Annotated in this window: 15 protein-coding genes; 7 read left to right on the top strand and 8 right to left on the bottom strand. The window is 72.0% G+C overall.

What is annotated here, in order from left to right:
- The first annotated feature begins 20 nt into the window (after positions 1 to 20).
- The gene (locus AB0G59_RS13020; protein WP_360910944.1) at positions 21 to 2147 is read left to right on the top strand and encodes a SpoIIE family protein phosphatase; all 2127 of its coding nucleotides are present in this window, start codon (positions 21 to 23) and stop codon (positions 2145 to 2147) included.
- Between the two features lie 58 nt (positions 2148 to 2205).
- Here the strand turns inward: AB0G59_RS13020 and AB0G59_RS13025 are convergent, their stop codons facing one another.
- Positions 2206 to 3159, bottom strand: a complete 954-nt coding sequence (locus AB0G59_RS13025) for a pirin family protein (protein WP_360910946.1) — start codon at positions 3157 to 3159, stop codon at positions 2206 to 2208.
- A gap of 118 nt (positions 3160 to 3277) precedes the next feature.
- Between AB0G59_RS13025 and AB0G59_RS13030 the strand changes: the two genes are divergently transcribed.
- Positions 3278 to 4180: a trypsin-like peptidase domain-containing protein gene (locus AB0G59_RS13030; RefSeq protein WP_360910948.1), complete on the top strand. Its 903-nt coding sequence runs from the start codon at positions 3278 to 3280 to the stop codon at positions 4178 to 4180.
- 19 nt (positions 4181 to 4199) lie between these two features.
- Here AB0G59_RS13030 and AB0G59_RS13035 read toward each other — a convergent pair whose 3' ends face one another.
- Positions 4200 to 4652 carry an SseB family protein gene (locus AB0G59_RS13035; RefSeq protein ID WP_071963721.1) on the bottom strand — a complete coding sequence of 151 codons (453 nt, stop codon included), beginning with the start codon at positions 4650 to 4652 and terminating at the stop codon, positions 4200 to 4202.
- Between the two features lie 130 nt (positions 4653 to 4782).
- On the opposite strand from AB0G59_RS13035, the gene AB0G59_RS13040 reads away from it, so the two are divergent.
- From AB0G59_RS13040 to AB0G59_RS13055, 4 genes are all read left to right on the top strand, one after another.
- A complete protein-coding gene (locus tag AB0G59_RS13040) occupies positions 4783 to 6609 on the top strand; it encodes an acyl-CoA dehydrogenase (RefSeq protein WP_360910950.1) in 1827 nt (608 codons plus the stop codon).
- Positions 6610 to 6697: 88 nt separating this feature from the next.
- A complete protein-coding gene (locus AB0G59_RS13045; protein WP_360910952.1) occupies positions 6698 to 7993 on the top strand; it encodes a M18 family aminopeptidase in 1296 nt (431 codons plus the stop codon).
- 53 nt (positions 7994 to 8046) lie between these two features.
- The gene (locus tag AB0G59_RS13050) at positions 8047 to 8709 is read left to right on the top strand and encodes a DUF4232 domain-containing protein (protein WP_360910954.1); all 663 of its coding nucleotides are present in this window, start codon (positions 8047 to 8049) and stop codon (positions 8707 to 8709) included.
- 94 nt (positions 8710 to 8803) lie between these two features.
- Positions 8804 to 9028: a DUF6458 family protein gene (locus tag AB0G59_RS13055; protein WP_071963718.1), complete on the top strand. Its 225-nt coding sequence runs from the start codon at positions 8804 to 8806 to the stop codon at positions 9026 to 9028.
- A 40-nt stretch (positions 9029 to 9068) separates the two neighbouring features.
- Here the strand turns inward: AB0G59_RS13055 and AB0G59_RS13060 are convergent, their stop codons facing one another.
- Both AB0G59_RS13060 and AB0G59_RS13065 read right to left on the bottom strand, forming a co-directional pair.
- Positions 9069 to 10874, bottom strand: a complete 1806-nt coding sequence (locus AB0G59_RS13060) for a thioredoxin-like domain-containing protein (protein WP_360910956.1) — start codon at positions 10872 to 10874, stop codon at positions 9069 to 9071.
- 62 nt (positions 10875 to 10936) lie between these two features.
- Positions 10937 to 11716 carry a carbon-nitrogen family hydrolase gene (locus AB0G59_RS13065; RefSeq protein WP_360910958.1) on the bottom strand — a complete coding sequence of 260 codons (780 nt, stop codon included), beginning with the start codon at positions 11714 to 11716 and terminating at the stop codon, positions 10937 to 10939.
- Positions 11717 to 11865: 149 nt separating this feature from the next.
- On the opposite strand from AB0G59_RS13065, the gene AB0G59_RS13070 reads away from it, so the two are divergent.
- Complete coding sequence (locus AB0G59_RS13070) at positions 11866 to 12696, top strand: maleylpyruvate isomerase family mycothiol-dependent enzyme (RefSeq protein WP_360910960.1); 831 nt, start codon at positions 11866 to 11868, stop codon at positions 12694 to 12696.
- Here AB0G59_RS13070 and AB0G59_RS13075 read toward each other — a convergent pair.
- The 4 genes from AB0G59_RS13075 to AB0G59_RS13090 form a co-directional block, all read right to left on the bottom strand.
- The gene (locus AB0G59_RS13075) at positions 12686 to 14014 is read right to left on the bottom strand and encodes an MFS transporter (RefSeq protein ID WP_360910962.1); all 1329 of its coding nucleotides are present in this window, start codon (positions 14012 to 14014) and stop codon (positions 12686 to 12688) included. The two genes, AB0G59_RS13070 and AB0G59_RS13075, sit on opposite strands and share 11 nt — an antisense overlap.
- Positions 14011 to 14682, bottom strand: coding sequence for a GntR family transcriptional regulator (locus AB0G59_RS13080; protein ID WP_071963730.1), 672 nt, complete (start codon positions 14680 to 14682; stop codon positions 14011 to 14013). Before AB0G59_RS13080 ends, AB0G59_RS13075 begins: the two co-directional genes overlap by 4 nt.
- 84 nt (positions 14683 to 14766) lie before the next feature.
- A complete protein-coding gene (locus AB0G59_RS13085; protein WP_360910964.1) occupies positions 14767 to 15576 on the bottom strand; it encodes a helix-turn-helix transcriptional regulator in 810 nt (269 codons plus the stop codon).
- A gap of 234 nt (positions 15577 to 15810) precedes the next feature.
- Positions 15811 to 17322, bottom strand: coding sequence for a dihydrolipoamide acetyltransferase family protein (locus AB0G59_RS13090; RefSeq protein WP_360910966.1), 1512 nt, complete (start codon positions 17320 to 17322; stop codon positions 15811 to 15813).
- Positions 17323 to 17333 lie beyond the last annotated feature (11 nt).

The following is a 17333-nucleotide window of genomic DNA, read 5'->3' on the forward strand; positions in this document are numbered from 1 at the left end:
CACCTGCATAAAGTGGGACAATGCGCACCGAGGACGTTCTGGCTGCCCTGGCCACGGGCCTATGGACCTGGGACAACGCCGCCGGAGCCGTCACCCTCGACGCCCAGGCCAGACGGCTCCTGGGCCTCGACGAGCACGTGGAACCCACCGAGGGCGCCGTCCGCGCCCGCTTCCACGCGGTCGACTGGCTGGAATTCCGGGGCGTCCTCGCCCTCTCCGCCGCCGAGGGCACCCTCGGCGAGCTCCGCATGCGCGTGGTCGACGACGCGGGCAAGGCACTGCGGACCGTACGCCTGCGCACCAAGTCGACACACGGCGCCTTCGACCACCTCATGGTCGGCACCATCGAGGAGGTCCCCGAGGCGCTGGAGGGCACCTCCACCGCCCGGCTGCCCGTCGTGGCCGACTGGCACCGCAACCGCGAGGCGTTCCTGCTGGACGCGGGGCGGGCGCTGGCCGAGGCGCACTCCACGGTCGAGGTGCTGAGAGTGGCGGCCCGGCTGTCGATGCCCGGGTTCGAGCCCTCGGGACTGGCCGTCTTCGTCGGCGAAGCCGGCCGGGTGAAGGTCATCGGCCACCACGGCTACAGCCCGGGCGAGGCGGACCCCTTCCTCGACCAGCCGCTGGACGCCGCCTACCCGGCCGCCGAGGTCATCCGCACCGGCCGCGCGATCTACCTCCCCCAGCCCGACGACTACCGCCGCCGCTTCCCCGAGGCCTACCGGCAGGTCGCCCACTTCGGCCGCACGTCCTGGGCGTTCCTGCCGCTGATCAACGCGGGCCGCACCATCGGCGCCTGGATGGCCGGCTTCAGCGTCCCCGTCTCCTTCACGCCCGACGAGCGCTCGGTGCTCACCACCGTCGCCCGGATGCTCGCCCAGGCCCTGGGCCGGGCCAGCGTCCAGGAGTCGGAGAAGGAGCTGTCCGTCGGGCTCCAGCGCTCGATGATGCCCACCGTCCAGCCCGACATCCCCGGCATGTCCGTGGCGGCCCGCTACGTACCGACCGGCGGCGGCCTCGAGGTCGGCGGCGACTGGTACGACATGATCCCGCTGCCCTCCGGGAAGATCGCCCTGGTCATCGGTGACGTCCAGGGCCACGACGTACGGGCCGCCGGGCTCATGGGCCAGCTGAGGATCGCCCTGCGCGCGTACGCCTCCGAGGGCCACCACCCCGACGCGGTCCTCTCCCGGGCCTCCCGCTTCCTGGCCGGCATCAACGGCGAGGGCGACGGCGGGGCCGACCAGCGCTTCGCCACGTGCCTGTACATCGAGGTCTGCCCCACCAGCGGGCTGCTGGTCATCGCCCGCGCCGGCCACCCCGACCCCGCGATCCGGCTCAGCGACGGCACCATGCTCGTACGGCCCACGGCCGGCGGCCTTCCACTGGGGATCATCCCCGACACCGACTACCCCACCAGCCGCGTCGTCCTGGAGCCGGGCGAGACGATGCTGGTCTGCACGGACGGCCTCATCGAGACCGGCGGCCACGACCTGGAGACCGGCTGGGCCCGGCTCCGCGAGATCATCGAGGGCTACCCCCTCGAGCGGGAGGACGGCAGCCTGGAAACCCTGGCCGACACCCTGGTCCAGGCCGTGCACGGCCCGCCGTCGCACTACACCACGGGCCCGCTCATCGACCGCCGCGAGGACGACATCGCCCTGCTGCTGCTCCGCCGCGAGGCCCCCGCCCCGGCCGCGCTCGGCGAACCCGTCCCCGTGCCCCGCCCGCCGCGCCGCACGGTCCTGACCATCGCCCAGGCCGAGCCCGAGCGCATCGCGGAGGTCCGCCAGCAGATCCGCGAGCTGATGCACGACTGGCCCGACGAGGACCAGACCGACTCGGCGGTGCTGATGGTCTCCGAGATGGTCACCAACGTGCTGGTCCACACGGACGGCGACGCGGTGCTGAGCGCGGAGATATCGGGCCGTCCGGGCGGGCGCCGCGTCCGTGTCGACGTCGCCGACGCCAGCGACGAGCTGCCGCACCGGCGCCACCCGGGCGAGATGGCCTCCTCCGGGCGCGGCCTGGTCCTGATGGAGCTACTGGCGGGGGCGTGGGGCGTCGACCCGCGCGGCGAGGGCAAGAACATCTGGTTCGAGCTGTACGAGACCGACTCGGCCGTCGCCCTCGAAGCGATCACATGAGGAACGCCGGACGGGCCCGCGTACGGGCCCGTCCGGCGTTCGCGCGCCACCGCCCGGCTCAGGCCGGGTCGGCCGGAATCCTGCCCAGCCGGCCCGCCTGGAAGTCCTCGAAGGCCTGCGCCAGCTCGGCGTGGGTGTTCATCACGAACGGTCCGTAGTGCCGCATCGGCTCCCGGATCGGCTGCCCGCCCAGCAGCACGACCTCGAAGTTCGGGCTCCGGGACTCCTGCGTCGCGTCCGCCTTGAGCGTGAGCGAGTCGCCGGCGCCGAAGACCACGGTCTGCCCGGTGCGGAAGGGCCGCTGCTCGGAGCCGGCCGTACCGCGCCCGGCGAGCCCGTAGGCCAGGGCGTTGAAGTCCGGGCGCCAGGGGAGGGTGAGCTCGGCGCCGGGGTTGAGGGACACGTGCATCATCGTGATGGGCGTGTGGGTGATGCCCGGCCCCTGGTGGCCGTCTATCTCCCCGGCGATCAGGCGCAGCAGCGCCCCGCCGTCGGACGAGGTGAGCAGGGTGACCTTGCCGCCCCCGATGTCCTGGTAGCGCGGCGGCATCATCTTGTCCTTCTTCGGCAGGTTCACCCACAGCTGGAGGCCGTGGAAGAGCCCGCCGCTGACGACGAGCGACTCCGGCGGGGCCTCGATGTGCAGGAGGCCGGAGCCCGCCGTCATCCACTGGGTGTCGCCGTCGGTTATCGTGCCGCCGCCTCCATGGGAGTCGCGGTGGACGAAGGTTCCGTCGATCAGATAGGTGACGGTCTCGAAGCCGCGGTGGGGGTGCCAGGGGGTGCCCTTGGGCTCGCCCGGCGCGTACTCCACCTCACCCATCTGGTCCATCATGATGAACGGGTCGAGGTGGGAGTAGGCGATCCCCGCGAAGGCCCGGCGCACCGGGAATCCCTCGCCCTCGAAGCCGCCCGGAGCGGTGCCGACGTGCAGCACGGGCCGCTGCTCACCACCGGCGGGCGCGGCCACGCGCGGCAGGGTCAGCGGGTTGTCGACGGTCACTGCGGGCATGTCAGCCTCCTCGGTCTGTCCACGGGCAATTTAGTTGAAGGGTGAACAACCCACAAGGCCGGATCCATTCCCCGGACGCGGAACGCAGCATTCCGCTCGCAGGGTGGACACTTGATCAATGCGCCTGAAATACGCCGCCCTCCTCGCCTCCGTGCTCGCCCTGGCCGTCGCCGGGCTGCTCGTGGCCAACCGGGGCCTGGCCACGGACGCCCCGCTGGCGGAAGGCGACGCGACCGGGCACTACAAGGAGCCGCGGAAGCCGGGCGACACGGCCGCCCGGGCGCTGGAGGGGGTCGTGAAGCGGGTACCCGCCCCCGCGCACCCCACCGCCGGCGCCGGCCGCCCCGAGGCGCTGAGCGCGTCGCAGCCGCCCGTCGCGGCGGAGGCGGCCCCTTCGGCGACCGTGGGGCCGCTGTTCTACACCGCCCAGGGCGAGCCGGCCCACGGCTGCACCGCGAGCGTGGTGCACAGCCCCGGACAGGACCTGGTCGTCACCGCGGCACACTGCGTCTACATGGACGGCTTCCGCACGGACCTGGCGTTCGTGCCGGGCTACCAGGACGGCGGGGCGCCGTACGGGGTGTGGGTGCCGACCTCGATCGACATCGACCCGGAGTGGGCCGAGGACCGGGACCCCGACCACGACGTGGCGTTCCTGCGGGTGCGGCCGACGACCGGGAACGCCCCGCTCGAGAAGGTCACCGGCGCGCAGCGCATCCGCTTCGGCGCACCGGCGAGAGGGCCGGCGCGGGTGCTGGGCTACCCGAACACCGACGAACGGCCCGTGGCCTGCCAGAACGCCACGGAGGCCGAGAGCCGCACCCAGTTGCGCTTCGCCTGCCAGGGCCTGCCGAACGGCACCAGCGGCAGCCCGTTCCTGACGGACGTGGACCCGGCCACCGGCCTGGGCACCCTCGTGGGGGTCCTGGGCGGCAAGGACGAGGGCGGCGACGAGGAGACCTCGTACAGCCCGTACCTCGGGGACGCGATCGAGCGGCTCTACCGGCGGGCGACCCGCTGAGACGGACGGGAGAGCGGCCTCAGCCGTACATCCGTCGCATGGCGAAGTCGACCATCTGCTCCACCGACTTCGCGTCGAAGACGATGCGGTGGTCGCCCTCCATGTCCAGGACGAAGCCGTAGCCCGTCGGCAGGAGGTCTATGACCTCGGCACCCGTGATCACGAAGTACTTGGACTCCTTGCCCGCGTACCGGCGCAGCTCCTTCAGCGACGTGAACATCGGGATCACCGGCTGCTGGGTGTTGTGCAGGGCCAGGAAGCCGGGATTGTCGCCGCGGGGGCAGTAGACCTTGGAGTTGGAGAAGATCGTCTGGAAGTCCTCGGCGGACATCTGACCGGTGGTGAACGCCCGGACCGCGTCGGCGAGGTTCGGGGGCGACGGCTCGGGGTAGAGCGGCTGTTCGCCGTAGCCGCCCTGCTGCTGCGGGGGGACGTAGCCCTGCTGTGCCGCGTTCTGGTCGTAGCCGTACATGCCCTGAAGAGTAACGAGTCACAGTTGGTCGATCAGGTCTTGCGTCTTATTACCGGCCGGTAGCATCATGGAGCTTACTGACCGGTACGCACAGAGGATCGCCCTCCCGTCACCTACGGAGCCGTCTGTCATGGGCCACTACAAGTCGAATCTCCGCGATATCGAGTTCAACCTCTTCGAGGTTCTCGGCCGCGACAAGCTGTACGGCTCCGGTCCGTTCGCGGAGATGGACGTCGAGACCGCCAAGGACATCCTGTCGGAGATCACGCGCCTCTCGGAGAACGAGCTGGCCGACTCCTACGCCGACGCAGACCGCAACCCCCCGGTCTTCGACCCCGAGACCAACACCGCGCCGGTCCCGGACACCTTCAAGAAGAGCTACCAGGCGTACATGGACGCCGAGTGGTGGCGCCTGGGCATCCCGGAGGAGATCGGCGGCACCACCGCCCCGCGCTCGCTGATCTGGGCCTACGCCGAGTCCATCCTGGGTTCCAACCCGGCCATCTGGATGTACTCCTCGGGCCCGGCCTTCGCCGGCATCCTCTTCGAGGAGGGCACCGAGCAGCAGAAGCACATCGCGAAGATCGCGGTGGAGAAGCAGTGGGGCTCCACCATGGTCCTGACCGAGCCGGACGCCGGCTCGGACGTGGGCGCCGGCCGCACCAAGGCCGTGCAGCAGGAGGACGGCTCCTGGCACATCGAGGGCGTGAAGCGCTTCATCACCTCGGGTGAGCACGACATGGCGGAGAACATCCTCCACTACGTCCTCGCCCGCCCCGAGGGCGCCGGCCCCGGCACCAAGGGCCTGTCCCTCTTCCTCGTGCCGAAGTACGAGTTCGACTTCGAGACCGGTGAGCTGGGCGAGCGCAACGGCGCCTACGCCACCAACGTCGAGCACAAGATGGGCCTGAAGGCCTCCAACACGTGCGAGATGACCTTCGGCGACAAGCACCCCGCAAAGGGCTGGCTCATCGGCGAGAAGCACGACGGCATCCGCCAGATGTTCATGATCATCGAGTTCGCCCGCATGATGGTCGGCACGAAGGCGATCGCCACCCTCTCCACCGGCTACCTCAACGCGCTGGAGTACGCCAAGGAGCGCGTGCAGGGCCCGGACCTGGCCAACTTCATGGACAAGACCGCGCCCAAGGTCACCATCACCCACCACCCCGACGTGCGCCGCTCGCTGATGACGCAGAAGGCGTACGCGGAGGGCATGCGCGCCCTGGTGCTCTACACCGCCTCCGTCCAGGACGAGATCGTGGTCAAGGAGGCCGCGGGCGAGGACGCCAAGGCGCTGCACGGCCTCAACGACCTGCTCCTGCCGATCGTCAAGGGCTACGGCTCCGAGAAGTCCTACGAGCAGCTCGCCCAGTCGCTGCAGACCTTCGGCGGCTCCGGGTACCTGCAGGAGTACCCGATCGAGCAGTACATCCGCGACGCGAAGATCGACACCCTCTACGAGGGCACCACGGCGATCCAGGGCCAGGACTTCTTCTTCCGGAAGATCGTCCGTGACCAGGGCCAGGCCCTGAACACCCTCTCCGAGGAGATCAAGAAGTTCCTGGCCTCCGAGGCCGGCGGCGAGGACCTGGCCGGCGCCCGCGGTGCGCTCGCCAAGGCCGCGGTGGACCTGGAGGCGATCGTCGGCCAGATGATCACCGACCTCACCGCCACCGGCGAGGACGTCAAGAACATCTACAAGGTCGGCCTGAACACCACCCGCCTGCTGCTGGCCTCCGGTGACGTCGTCGTCGCCTACCTGCTGCTCAAGGGCGCGGCCGTGGCCGCCGAGAAGCTCGCCGACGCCTCCGCCAAGGACAAGGCGTTCTACACCGGCAAGATCGCGGCGGCGAAGTTCTTCGCGACCGACATCCTGCCGCGCGTCTCCGTCGAGCGCTCGCTCGCCGAGGCCGTCGACAACTCCCTGATGGAGCTGGACGAGGCCGCGTTCTAAGCGGACCCCGATCGAACGGTTGAACAAGGGCAGGAGCCGGGCGCCGAAAGGCCCGCCCGGCTCTTGCCCTGATCCTTATCCTGAGGCCATGAGCTCTGCGCACCGCTTCGACCGCGGCCACACCGACGACCTGATGACCTTCCTCGCGGCCAGCCCGTCGCCGTACCACGCGGTGGCGAACTCCGCCGAGCGGCTGGAGAAGGCCGGTTTCCGCCAGGTCTCGGAGACCGACGCCTGGGACGGGCAGGCCGGCGGCAAGTACGTGCTGCGCGGCGGCGCCATCATCGCCTGGTACGTGCCCGAAGGGGCCGACGCCGCCATGCCGTTCCGCATCATCGGGGCGCACACCGACTCGCCGAACCTGCGCGTCAAGCCGCTGCCGGACACCGGGGCGCACGGCTGGCGGCAGGTGGCCGTGGAGCTCTACGGCGGCACGCTGCTCAACACCTGGCTCGACCGGGACCTGGGCCTGTCCGGGCGGGTCACCCTGCGGGACGGCAGCCACCACCTCGTCAACGTCGACCGGCCCCTGCTGCGCGTGCCGCAGCTGGCCATCCACCTCGACCGCGGCGTCAACCAGGACGGCCTCAAGCTCGACAAGCAGCGGCACATGACGCCCATTTGGGGCCTGGGCGACGTGGCCGAGGGCGACCTGATCCGCTTCGTCGCCGAGGAAGCGGGGCTGGACGCCGCGGAGATCAGCGGCTGGGACCTGATGGTCCACAGCGTCGAGGCGCCCGCCTACCTCGGGCGGGACCGCGAGCTGCTGGCCGGGCCGCGCATGGACAACCTCCTGTCCGTGCACGCCGGTCTCGCCGCCCTCGCTGCCGCTGCCGCCTCCCCCGCCGCCCTCACGTCCATCCCGGTGCTCGCCGCCTTCGACCACGAGGAGAACGGCAGCCAGTCCGACACCGGCGCCGAGGGCCCCCTGCTCGGCAACGTCCTGGAGCGGTCCGTCTTCGCGCGCGGCGGTACGTACGAGGACCGGGCCCGCGCCTTCGCCGCCACGGTCTGCCTGTCCTCCGACACCGGCCACGCCGTGCACCCCAACTACTCCGAGCGGCACGAGCCGGGCCACCACCCCATGCCCAACGGCGGCCCGCTCCTGAAGGTCAACGTCAACCAGCGCTACGCCACCGACGGCGGCGGCCGGGCCGTGTTCGCCGCCGCGTGTGAGCGGGCGGGCGTGCCCATGCAGCACTTCGTGTCCAACAACGCGGTGGCCTGCGGCACCACCATCGGCCCGATCACCGCCGCCCGGCACGGCATCACCACGGTCGACATCGGCGTCGCGATCCTGTCGATGCACTCCGCACGCGAGATGTGCGGCGCGCAGGACCCGTACCTGCTGGCCTCGGCCCTGACCGCCTTCCTGGAAGGCTGATATACAGCCCCCCGAGACGCATCACCATCGAACGTCCCATCGGGGGAACCAGCATGACCAGCCGTAACCTGCGGATCGCCGCCGCGCTCGCCGCCGTGGCCGCCCTGACCCTCACCGCCTGCGACAGCGGCGGTGAGGGCGGCACCAAGGACAAGGGCGGCAAGGCCGACAAGGCCGCGCCCGCCTCCGGCGCACCGGCGTCCGCGTCCCCGGAGGCCGCGTCCCCGGAGGCCGCCGTCCCCTCGCCCGAGAACCCCTGCGACGGCGCCCTCAAGGTCGAGGTCAAGGCGGCCAAGTCGCCGGCCGGACACGCGCTGCTGGTGGCGACCAACACCTCCGACAAGCTCTGCCTCGTCGACGGCTTCCCGTACCTGCGCTTCGACCAGGACCAGGCCACGGTCCTCCCCGTCCAGGAGAGCGCGACGCAGGACAGGATCGGGCTCCGCCCCGGCAAGTCCGCCTACGCCGCGGTCCTGACCTCGGCCGGCGACGGCTCGGGCGGCAAGGGCCGCGACGTCACCCGGCTCTCGGTCACCTTCCAGAAGCCCGACCGCCTCACGATGGAGCCCCTCCCGGGCGCCCCGGCCAAGCCGGCCCTGCCGGGCGGGAAGCTGCACGTCGACGACAAGGTCCGCACGACGTACTGGATGTACGACGAGGCCGGCGCCCAGGAGTGGGTGGTCCCCGGCGGGGGCGCCGCGAAGCCCGCCATGTGATTCGCCGGCCCCGCCCGGGGTACCCGCTTCCCTGCCCGGCCGACGGGCCCTCCGGCCCGCCGGCACGGCCGATCACCTCGGGAGGCGTTTCCCCATGGGCATGGGATGGTGCATCGCTCTGATCGCGGCGGGGGGCATCCTCACGTTCGCGGTCGACTGGCACATGCAGGGGATGAACCTCACCCTCGTGGGCCTCATTCTGATGGCGGCCGGAATCCTCGGCCTGTGCGCGTACGTGAGCATCTTCAAGCGGCGCAGGGTCCAGGCCCCGCCACCGGCGGCCCCCGTCGTCGAGGAGGACCACCGGTACGTGCGCTGAGCCACCGGCTGAGCGGCCACCGGCCGAGCCGGCCGGCCGCTCAGCCGTCGAAGCCCGCCAGCACCAGCGGCAGCCGGGCCGCGCCACCGGCCACCACCCGCACCGGAACACCCCAGTCCTGCTGGTGCATGTGGCAGGCGGGGTACTCGTTGGCCGGGTCGTCGTCGCAGGAGGCGGCCATCGCGGAGACGTGCAGCACGCCCTCGCTCTCCCCGTCCGCCAGCACCAGCTCCCGGTGCAGATCCGTCCCCTGGCCCGCGCCCTCCGCGAGCAGGCCGGGCGGCGTGGAGCTGACGATCAGCCGCGTGGAGGGACCGTAGCGGTCGTCCAGCTTCTGCCCGGCCGGGGCCTGGAAGACCACGTCCAGCAGCAGCGTCCCGGGGGCGACGTCCGTCGCCTCGCGCCGCGTGCGGTGCGCCACGGCCTCCACCCGTACCGCCTCCTCCGGCAGGCGCAGCCGCGTCAGCCGGTGCCGGGCGGACTCGACCACGACGATGTCGTCGTCGACGAGGACGGCGTCCGAGGGTTCGCGCAGGTCGGTCGCGAGCGTGGTCACCTCGCCCGTCGCCGGGTCGTAGCGGCGCAGCGCGTGGTTGTAGGTGTCGCAGACGGCCACCGAGCCGTCGGGCAGGACGGTGACGCCGAGCGGGTGCTGCAGCAGCGCCTGGCCGGCGTCGCCGTCGCGGTGCCCGAAGTCGAAGAGGCCGGTGCCCACGGCCGTACGGACGGCGAAGCCCTCGCCGTCGCGCTCGACCCAGCGCAGCGCGGAGGTCTCGGCGTCGGCCAGCCACAACCGCTCGTCGGTGGCGGCGAGGCCGGACGGCTGGGCGAACCAGGCCTCGGCGGCAGGGCCGTCCACCAGGCCCTCGTTGGTGGTGCCGGCCGCGGCCTCGACAAGTCCGGTCGCCGGGTCGTACGTCCACAGCTGGTGGACGCCGGCCATGGCGATCCACACCCGGTCCGCGAACCAGGCCACGTCCCAGGGCGAGGAGAGCGCGACGTCGCGGGCGGGGCCGGAGGTGGGCGAACCCTGCATCCACTGCCGTCCGGTGCCCGCGACGGTCGTGACGGCGCCCGTGGCCGGGTCGTACGTGCGCAGGGCGTGGTTGACGGTGTCGGCGACGACGACCGTGCCGTCGGGCAGCAGGGCGACGCCCTGCGGCTCGCTGAAGCTCGCGGGGCTGTCGGTGAAGCCGCGCTCGCCGGTGCCGATGCGGCGCACGACGCTCTCGCCGTCCGCTTCGAGCTCGACCAGCTGGTGGCGGGTGGTGTCGGAGACGAGGAGGTTGCCGGAGGGCAGCCGCAGCGCCTTGCCGGGGAAGCGCAGGTCGGTGGCGACCGGCTCGGGGGCGACGTAGGGGCCGTCGCCGCGCCGCAGGGTGCCCTTGGCCTCGTGCTCGGCCTCGAGCTCGCCGACGAGGGTCGCCAGGGCGTGGGCGTGGCCCTCGCCGGCGTGCTGGGCGACGACGTAGCCCTCGGGGTCGATGACGACGAGCGTGGGCCAGGCGCGGACGGCGTACTGCTTCCAGGTCGCGAGGTCGGGGTCGTCGAGGACGGGGTGGTGCACGCCGTAGCGCTCGACGGCGTCGACGACGGCCTGGTGGTCGGCCTCGTGGACGAACTTCGGCGAGTGCACGCCGATGATCACCAGGGTGTCGCGGTGCTTCTCCTCGAGCTCGCGCAGCTCGTCGAGGACGTGCAGGCAGTTCACACAGCAGAACGTCCAGAAATCCAGGATGACGATGCGTCCTCGCAGGTCAGCGAGGGTGAGGTCGGTGTCGCCGGTGTTCAGCCAGCCGCCCTTGCCGATGAGTTCGGGGGCGCGGACGCGTGCGTGTGGGGCCATGCCCCCATCAAACAACACCCGCGCCCGCGCGCATTCCCGCGCCCGGGGAACGACATACGGCGTTAACGTCCCAGGACCCTGTCCTTGAGCGCCGGGAAGTCCTCGCGGGTCTTGGCCACCCGGGCGAGGTCCAGGTCCACGGTCAGCACCTGCTCATCCGGGCCCGCCTCGGCGAGGACCTCGCCCCAGGGGTCGACGACGATGCTGTGGCCGGCCTGTTCCACGCCGGCGTGGGTGCCGGCGGTGCCGCAGGCCAGGACGTACGCCTGGTTCTCCACCGCCCGTGCGCGGGCCAGCAGCGTCCAGTGCTCGCGGCGCCGGGCCGGCCAGCCGGCGGGGACGACGAAGAGCTGGGCGCCGGCGTCGACGAGGGCGCGGAACAGTTCGGGGAAGCGCAGGTCGTAGCAGGTCGCCAGGCCCAGGGTGGTGTCCGGCAGGCGCACGGTGACGGGCTCGGTGCCGGCGCCCATCAGGACGGCCTCGCCCTCGTCGAACCCGAAGCGGTGGATCTTGCGGTAGGTGTGGACGAGGTCGCCGGAGGGCGAGAAGACGAGCGAGGTGTTGTAGATCGGGCCGCTCGGGTCCCGTTCCACGATGGAGCCGGCGTGCAGCCAGACGCCCGCGTCGCGGGCGGCATCCGCCATGGCGTCGGCGGTCGGGCCGTCCAGGGGCTCGGCCTCGGCGGCGAAGGACCCGTAGGCGAAGGCGCCGACCGGCCAGAGCTCCGGGAGGACCACGAGGTCGCTGCCCCGCTGCTCGCGCACGAGCCGTGCGGCGCGGGCGCGGCGCGCGTCGACCGGCTCCTCCGGGTCCACACCGAACTGGATCAACGAGGCGCGCACAGTACCACCACTCTCCGCATCCCTCCCACGAAACCTCCTCCGAGGCGACCGTCCGCAGCGTAACTTAACGGCATAGGCCCCAGACAGCACTTGCCTCGCTCTCACGTACGCATCCGCCCTGCCGCCAGCAACGCCCGAGGGATCAGCCCGTGACAGTCCACCCCAGCCTTCAGCCGGCGATCGACGCCTGGACCCACTCCATCGAATCCGTCAACGAGTTGGTGAGACTGCTCGCCGAGAGCGACTGGAACCGCGCCACCGAGTGCCCGGGCTGGTCGGTGCGCGACGTGGTCTCGCACATCATCGGGGTCGAGTGCGAAATGCTGGGCGAGCCACGGCCGATCCACACGCTGCCGCGCGATCTGCGGCACGTCACCGACGAGTTCTCGCGCTACATCGAGGTGCAGGTCGACGTGCGGCGCTGTCACACCGCGCTGGAGATGAGCTCGGAGCTCGACTACACGATCATCCGGCGCTCGCGGCAGCTGCGGGGCGAGCACCGTTCCCCCCAGACCCCGGTGCGCTGGCCGCTGGGCACCACCGCGGAGCGGACGCTCGAACGGATGCTGACGCTCAGGGCCTTCGACGTGTGGACGCACGAGCAGGACCTGCGCCGCGCGCTGGGGATGCCGGGCAACCTGGACTCGCCCGCCGCGGCCCTGAGCCGGGACTTCCTGCTGTCGGCGCTGCCCAAGGTGGTGGCCAAGGACGCGGCGGCGCGGCCGGGTTCGACGGTGGTCTTCGACGTGCACGGTCCGCTGGAGTTCCTGCGGACCGTGCGGGTGGGGCCTCAGGGCAAGGGGACGCTGGACAGCAGCGTCTCGCTGGGGCCGACGGTGACGTTCGCGCTGGACTGGGAGACGTACGCCCGGCTGGCGTGCGGGCGGGTGCGGCCGGCGGCGGTCGCGGACCGCATCAAGGTCGAGGGCGATCACGGGCTGGCGGACGCGGTCCTGCGGGAGTTCGCGGTCACGCCCTGAGGCCGCCGCCGCCCGGTCGCACGGGTACGTGCACGGTCGCCACGCGGGAGGCGACGATCCGTTCCCGTTCGCGCCGCTCGGTGCGGCCCCGCAGCCGCAGGATCTGCGACAGTCCCAGCGCTTGCAGCACGAAGACGGAGGCGAAGGCCAGCGTGTAGTCGTCGTGCGTCGCGTCCAGCAGGAGGCCGACGGCCAGCAGCGTGGTCATGGAGGCGATGAAGCCGCCCATGTTGACGATGCCGGAGGCGGTGCCCTGCCGCTCGGGCGGGTTGGCGGGGCGGGCGAAGTCGAAGCCGATCATCGAGGCGGGGCCGCAGGCGCCCAGGACCGCGCAGAGCGTGATGAGCAGCCACAGGGGTGCGTGCGCCCCGGGCCAGCCGATGGCCAGGGCCCACAGCAGGGCGGTGGCGCCGAGCGTGCCGAGGACGAGCGGCAGCCGGGCCGCGTGGTGGCGGCCGATGATCTGCCCGTAGACGAGCCCGACGGCCATGTTCACCAGGACGACGAGCGTCAGCAGGGAGCCGGCCGTGCCGCGGGTGAGCCCTTGCGCCTCGACCAGGAACGGCATGCCCCACAGCAGGAGGAAGACCATCGCGGGGAACTGGGTGGTGAAGTGCACCCACATGCCGAGCCGGGTGCCGGGTTCGTGCCAGGCCGAGGCGATCTGCTGCCGCACGAAGCCCTTGCCGAGGCGGGGGCCGGCGGCGGGTCCGCAGCCTTCGGGGTGGTCCTCGAGGAAGGCCAGCATCAGCACGAGGACGATCAGGCCGGCGGCGGCGCTGCCCGCGAACGTCCGCGTCCAGCCGGCGTCGTGCAGCAGCCGGGCCAGCACGACGGTCGAGACGAGGTTGCCCGCCATCCCGAACAGGGCCGCGACCTGCGCGATCATCGGGCCGTTGCGGGCGGGGAACCAGCGGGCGCCCAGGCGCAGCACGCTGATGAACGTCATCGCGTCACCGCAGCCCAGCAGGGCGCGGCAGGCCAGGGCCGTGCCGTAGGAGTGCGCGAGGGCGAAGCCGAGCTGGCCGGTGGTGAACAGGACGGTGCCCAGGGCGAGCACCTTCTTGGTGCCGAGCCGGTCGACCAGCAGGCCGACGGGTATCTGCATGCCCGCGTAGACGAGCAGCTGGAGTATGGAGAAGGTCGACAGGGCCGAGGCGCCGATGTGGAAGCGCTCGGTGGCGTCGATGCCGGCGACGCCGAGGCTGGTGCGGAAGATGATGGCGACGAAGTACACGGCGACGCCGGTCCCCCAGACGCCGATCGCCCGGCGTCCGCCGGGTGGGTCGCCGGGCAGTGCCGTGGAGCGTGGGCTCATCGAGTGTCCCCCCGGGCCAGGTTGCGTACCCAACTGACGTGCCGGTCGACGACCTCGGTCGCCGCCGCGGCGTCCCCGGAGCGCAGGGCCTCCAGGATCTCGGTGTGTTCGGCGATGTTCTTGGCGATGCGGTCGGGGTGGGCGTGCATCACGGCCACGCCCATGCGCAGCTGACGGTCGCGCAGCTGTTCGTAGAGGCCGGAGAGGATCTGGTTGCCGGCGCTGCGCACGATCTCGGCGTGGAAGGCGCGGTCGCTGAGGGAGACCGCGGCGAGGTCGCCGGCGGCGGCCTGGCGCCGCATGTCGTCGACGAGTTCCGCGAGCCGGGCCAGGAGGGCCGGTGCGGCGGGTACGGCCTTGCCGGCCGCGTACTTCTCCACCAGCAGCCGGGTCTCCACGACGTCCGCGATCTCCTGTGCGGAGACGGCGAGGACGAGTGCGCCCTTCTTGGGGTAGAGCTTGAGCAGCCCTTCCGCCTCCAGGCGCAGCAGCGCCTCGCGGACGGGGGTGCGGGAGACCCCGACGGCCTCGGCGAGGTCGCCTTCGGTGAGGAGGGTGCCGCCCTCGTAACGCCGGTGCAGTACGGCGTCCTTGACGTGTGCGTAGACACGTTCGGCGGCGGCGGGCTGTCTGCCCTGGAGGGAGGGGGCGGCGGGCGCGGATGGCATGCGCACAGCATAGATACAAGACAGATGCCTTGATGAGCCCTCGTCCGCGATCCGGACGATCGTCCTGTGCCGCCGCGGGCGGGTCTACACGCCCGCCCAGCCGTCCATCGGGGTGATGAAGACGAACCGCAGGTCCGGGCGCTGTATGGGCAGCAGGACGTGGGTCGTCACCCGTATCTCGGCCATGCCGTGGTACGGCAGGCGCAGCCGGAAGACATGGCCGTCGCGGTGCTCGACCACGTCGAACTCCTCGGCCCATATGCGCCGGCAGTCGGCGTCGCTGTCGAGGATCTCCTCGACGAGGGCGCGCAGTTCCTCGTTGCCGGGGTTGGAGTTGGCGGCGACGCGGAGCATGGCGAGGTAGATGCGGGCGCAGCTGTCCTCCCAGTCGAGCATCTGCTCGCGGGCCTCGGGGTGCAGCAGCGTCCAGCGCATGAGGTTGGGCCGGGGGCGGCGCACCCAGGGGAACCACTCGCCCATGAGGGAGTTGGCCGCAACTACGTTCCAGGCGACGTCGGAGAGGTAGGCGGGGTAGGAGACCTGCTGTTCCAGCAGGGCCTTGACGCCGTGCGGCAGGTCGCGGTGGTCCCGGCCCGCCTCGGGGGGTCTGCGGCCGCAGACGGCGAGGAAGAGTGTGAGCGTCTCGGCCTCGCTCAGCCGCAGCGCGCACGCGACCCTCAGCAGAAAGCTTTCGGAGAAGTCCTGGCGCCGGCCGGCCTCCAGCGCGCGGTACCAGCCCTCGCTGACGCCCGTCATCCGGGCGACATGGGCCTGGGAGAGCCGCCGGCCGGGGCGCGGGAAGACCCCCCGCAGCTCGGGGACGGTTCTGGCATCGATCCGGCCGCGCCAGGCACGGAGCAGGCGGCTGATGGATTCGCCATCCACGCGGTCCACCGGGGCCTCCAATTCCGACACTGCAAGTGTCGGTCAATGTTAAGTAAATTGCCCAGCACGGGCCATTCCACCTCCTGACCAGGGGTGGGGTGTATCCGTAGGCCGCTCCGTACAACGGACAGAGGGCCCGGACTACCGCTCTCTCCTCACTGGAGGGGGGTGAGGAGAGACGTCCGGGCCCTCTGTCCTACGCGGCCCGTCACGGGGGTGCGGGCCGCGTAGCGGAGCTCTCTTCTACGCCCAGGTGATCAGCCGCTTGGGGTTCTCCAGGACCGCCGCGATGTCGGCGAGGACCTTGGAGCCCAGCTCCCCGTCGACGAGGCGGTGGTCGAAGGAGAGCGCCAGCGTGGTGACGTGGCGGGGCTTGACCTTGCCCTTGTGCACCCACGGCTGGAGCTTGATCGCCCCGAAGGCCAGGATCGCGGACTCGCCCGGGTTGAGGATGGGCGTGCCGGTGTCGATGCCGAAGACCCCGACGTTGGTGATCGTGACCGTGCCGCCCGACATGTCGGCGGGCGAGGTCCGGCCCTCACGGGCGGTGGCCACCAGGTCGGCCAGGGCCTGCGACAGCTCGGGGAGCGTTTTGGCCTGGGCCTCCTTGATGTTCGGCACGATCAGGCCGCGCGGGGTGGCGGCGGCGATGCCCAGGTTCACGTAGTCCTTGCGGACGATCTCCTGGTTCTCCTCGTCCCAGGCGGCGTTGACGTCCGGGTTGCGCCTGATCGCCACGAGCAGCGCCTTGGCGACGATCAGCAGCGGGTTGACGCGCAGCCCGGCCATGTCCGGGTCGTCCTTGAGCTTCTGGACGAGCTTCATCGTGCGCGTGACGTCGACGGTGACGAACTCCGTGACGTGCGGCGCGGTGAAGGCGCTGGCCACCATGGCCTGGGCGGTGGCCTTGCGGACGCCCTTGACGGGGATGCGGGTCTCGCGCGCGGCGAGGGCGGGCGCGGCTGCCGGGGCCGGCTGCCGCTCGGGCGCCGCCGACGGCTCGGGCGCGGCAGCGGCGCTCGCCGCCGCGTACACGTCCTCACGGGTGATGACGCCGTCCGCACCCGTGGCGGCGATGGCCACGAGGTCGACCCCGAGGTCCTTGGCGAGCTTGCGCACGGGCGGCTTGGCCAGCGGCCGGGCCCCGGTGGCCGGCGCGCCGGGGCCGACGGCCGGCGCGGGGGCCGCGGCCGGGGCCTGGGCGGGGGCGGCGCGCCCGTTGAGCTCGCCCTGGAGGGCGGCGGTGAAGGACGCCTGGGGGGCCGCGGCGCAGGCGCCCGCCTGCGACGGCACGCCCCGGCCCGCAGCGGCCGTGGCGCCCGCCTTGCGGGGGCGGCGCTTGGTCGAGGACGGGGCGGCGCCGTAGCCGACGAGCACGGCCTGGCGGCCCTGCTGCTCCGGCTCGGCGTCCTCGGCGAGTGCCGAGGCCGCGCTCTTCTCCGCGTGGGCGGCGGTCGAGGCCGGGGCCTCCTCCGCGGGCCCCGCGCCCGGCTGGGTGTCCACGGAGATGATCACCTGGCCGACGTCGACCGTCGTGCCCTCGCCGAAGCGCAGCTCGTGCACCACGCCGTCGAAGGGGATCGGCAGCTCGACGGCCGCCTTGGCAGTCTCGACCTCGCAGACCACCTGTCCGTCGGAGACGGTGTCGCCGACGTTCACGTACCACTTGAGGATCTCGGCCTCGGTCAGTCCCTCGCCCACGTCGGGCATCTTGAACTCACGGAACCGCTGGCCGGTGTTGGCGGTGCTTGTCATCGTCACGACTC

The sequence above is a fragment of the Streptomyces sp. NPDC021096 genome (genome assembly GCF_040641275.1).
In the GTDB taxonomy this organism is placed as follows: Bacteria; Actinomycetota; Actinomycetes; order Streptomycetales; family Streptomycetaceae; genus Streptomyces.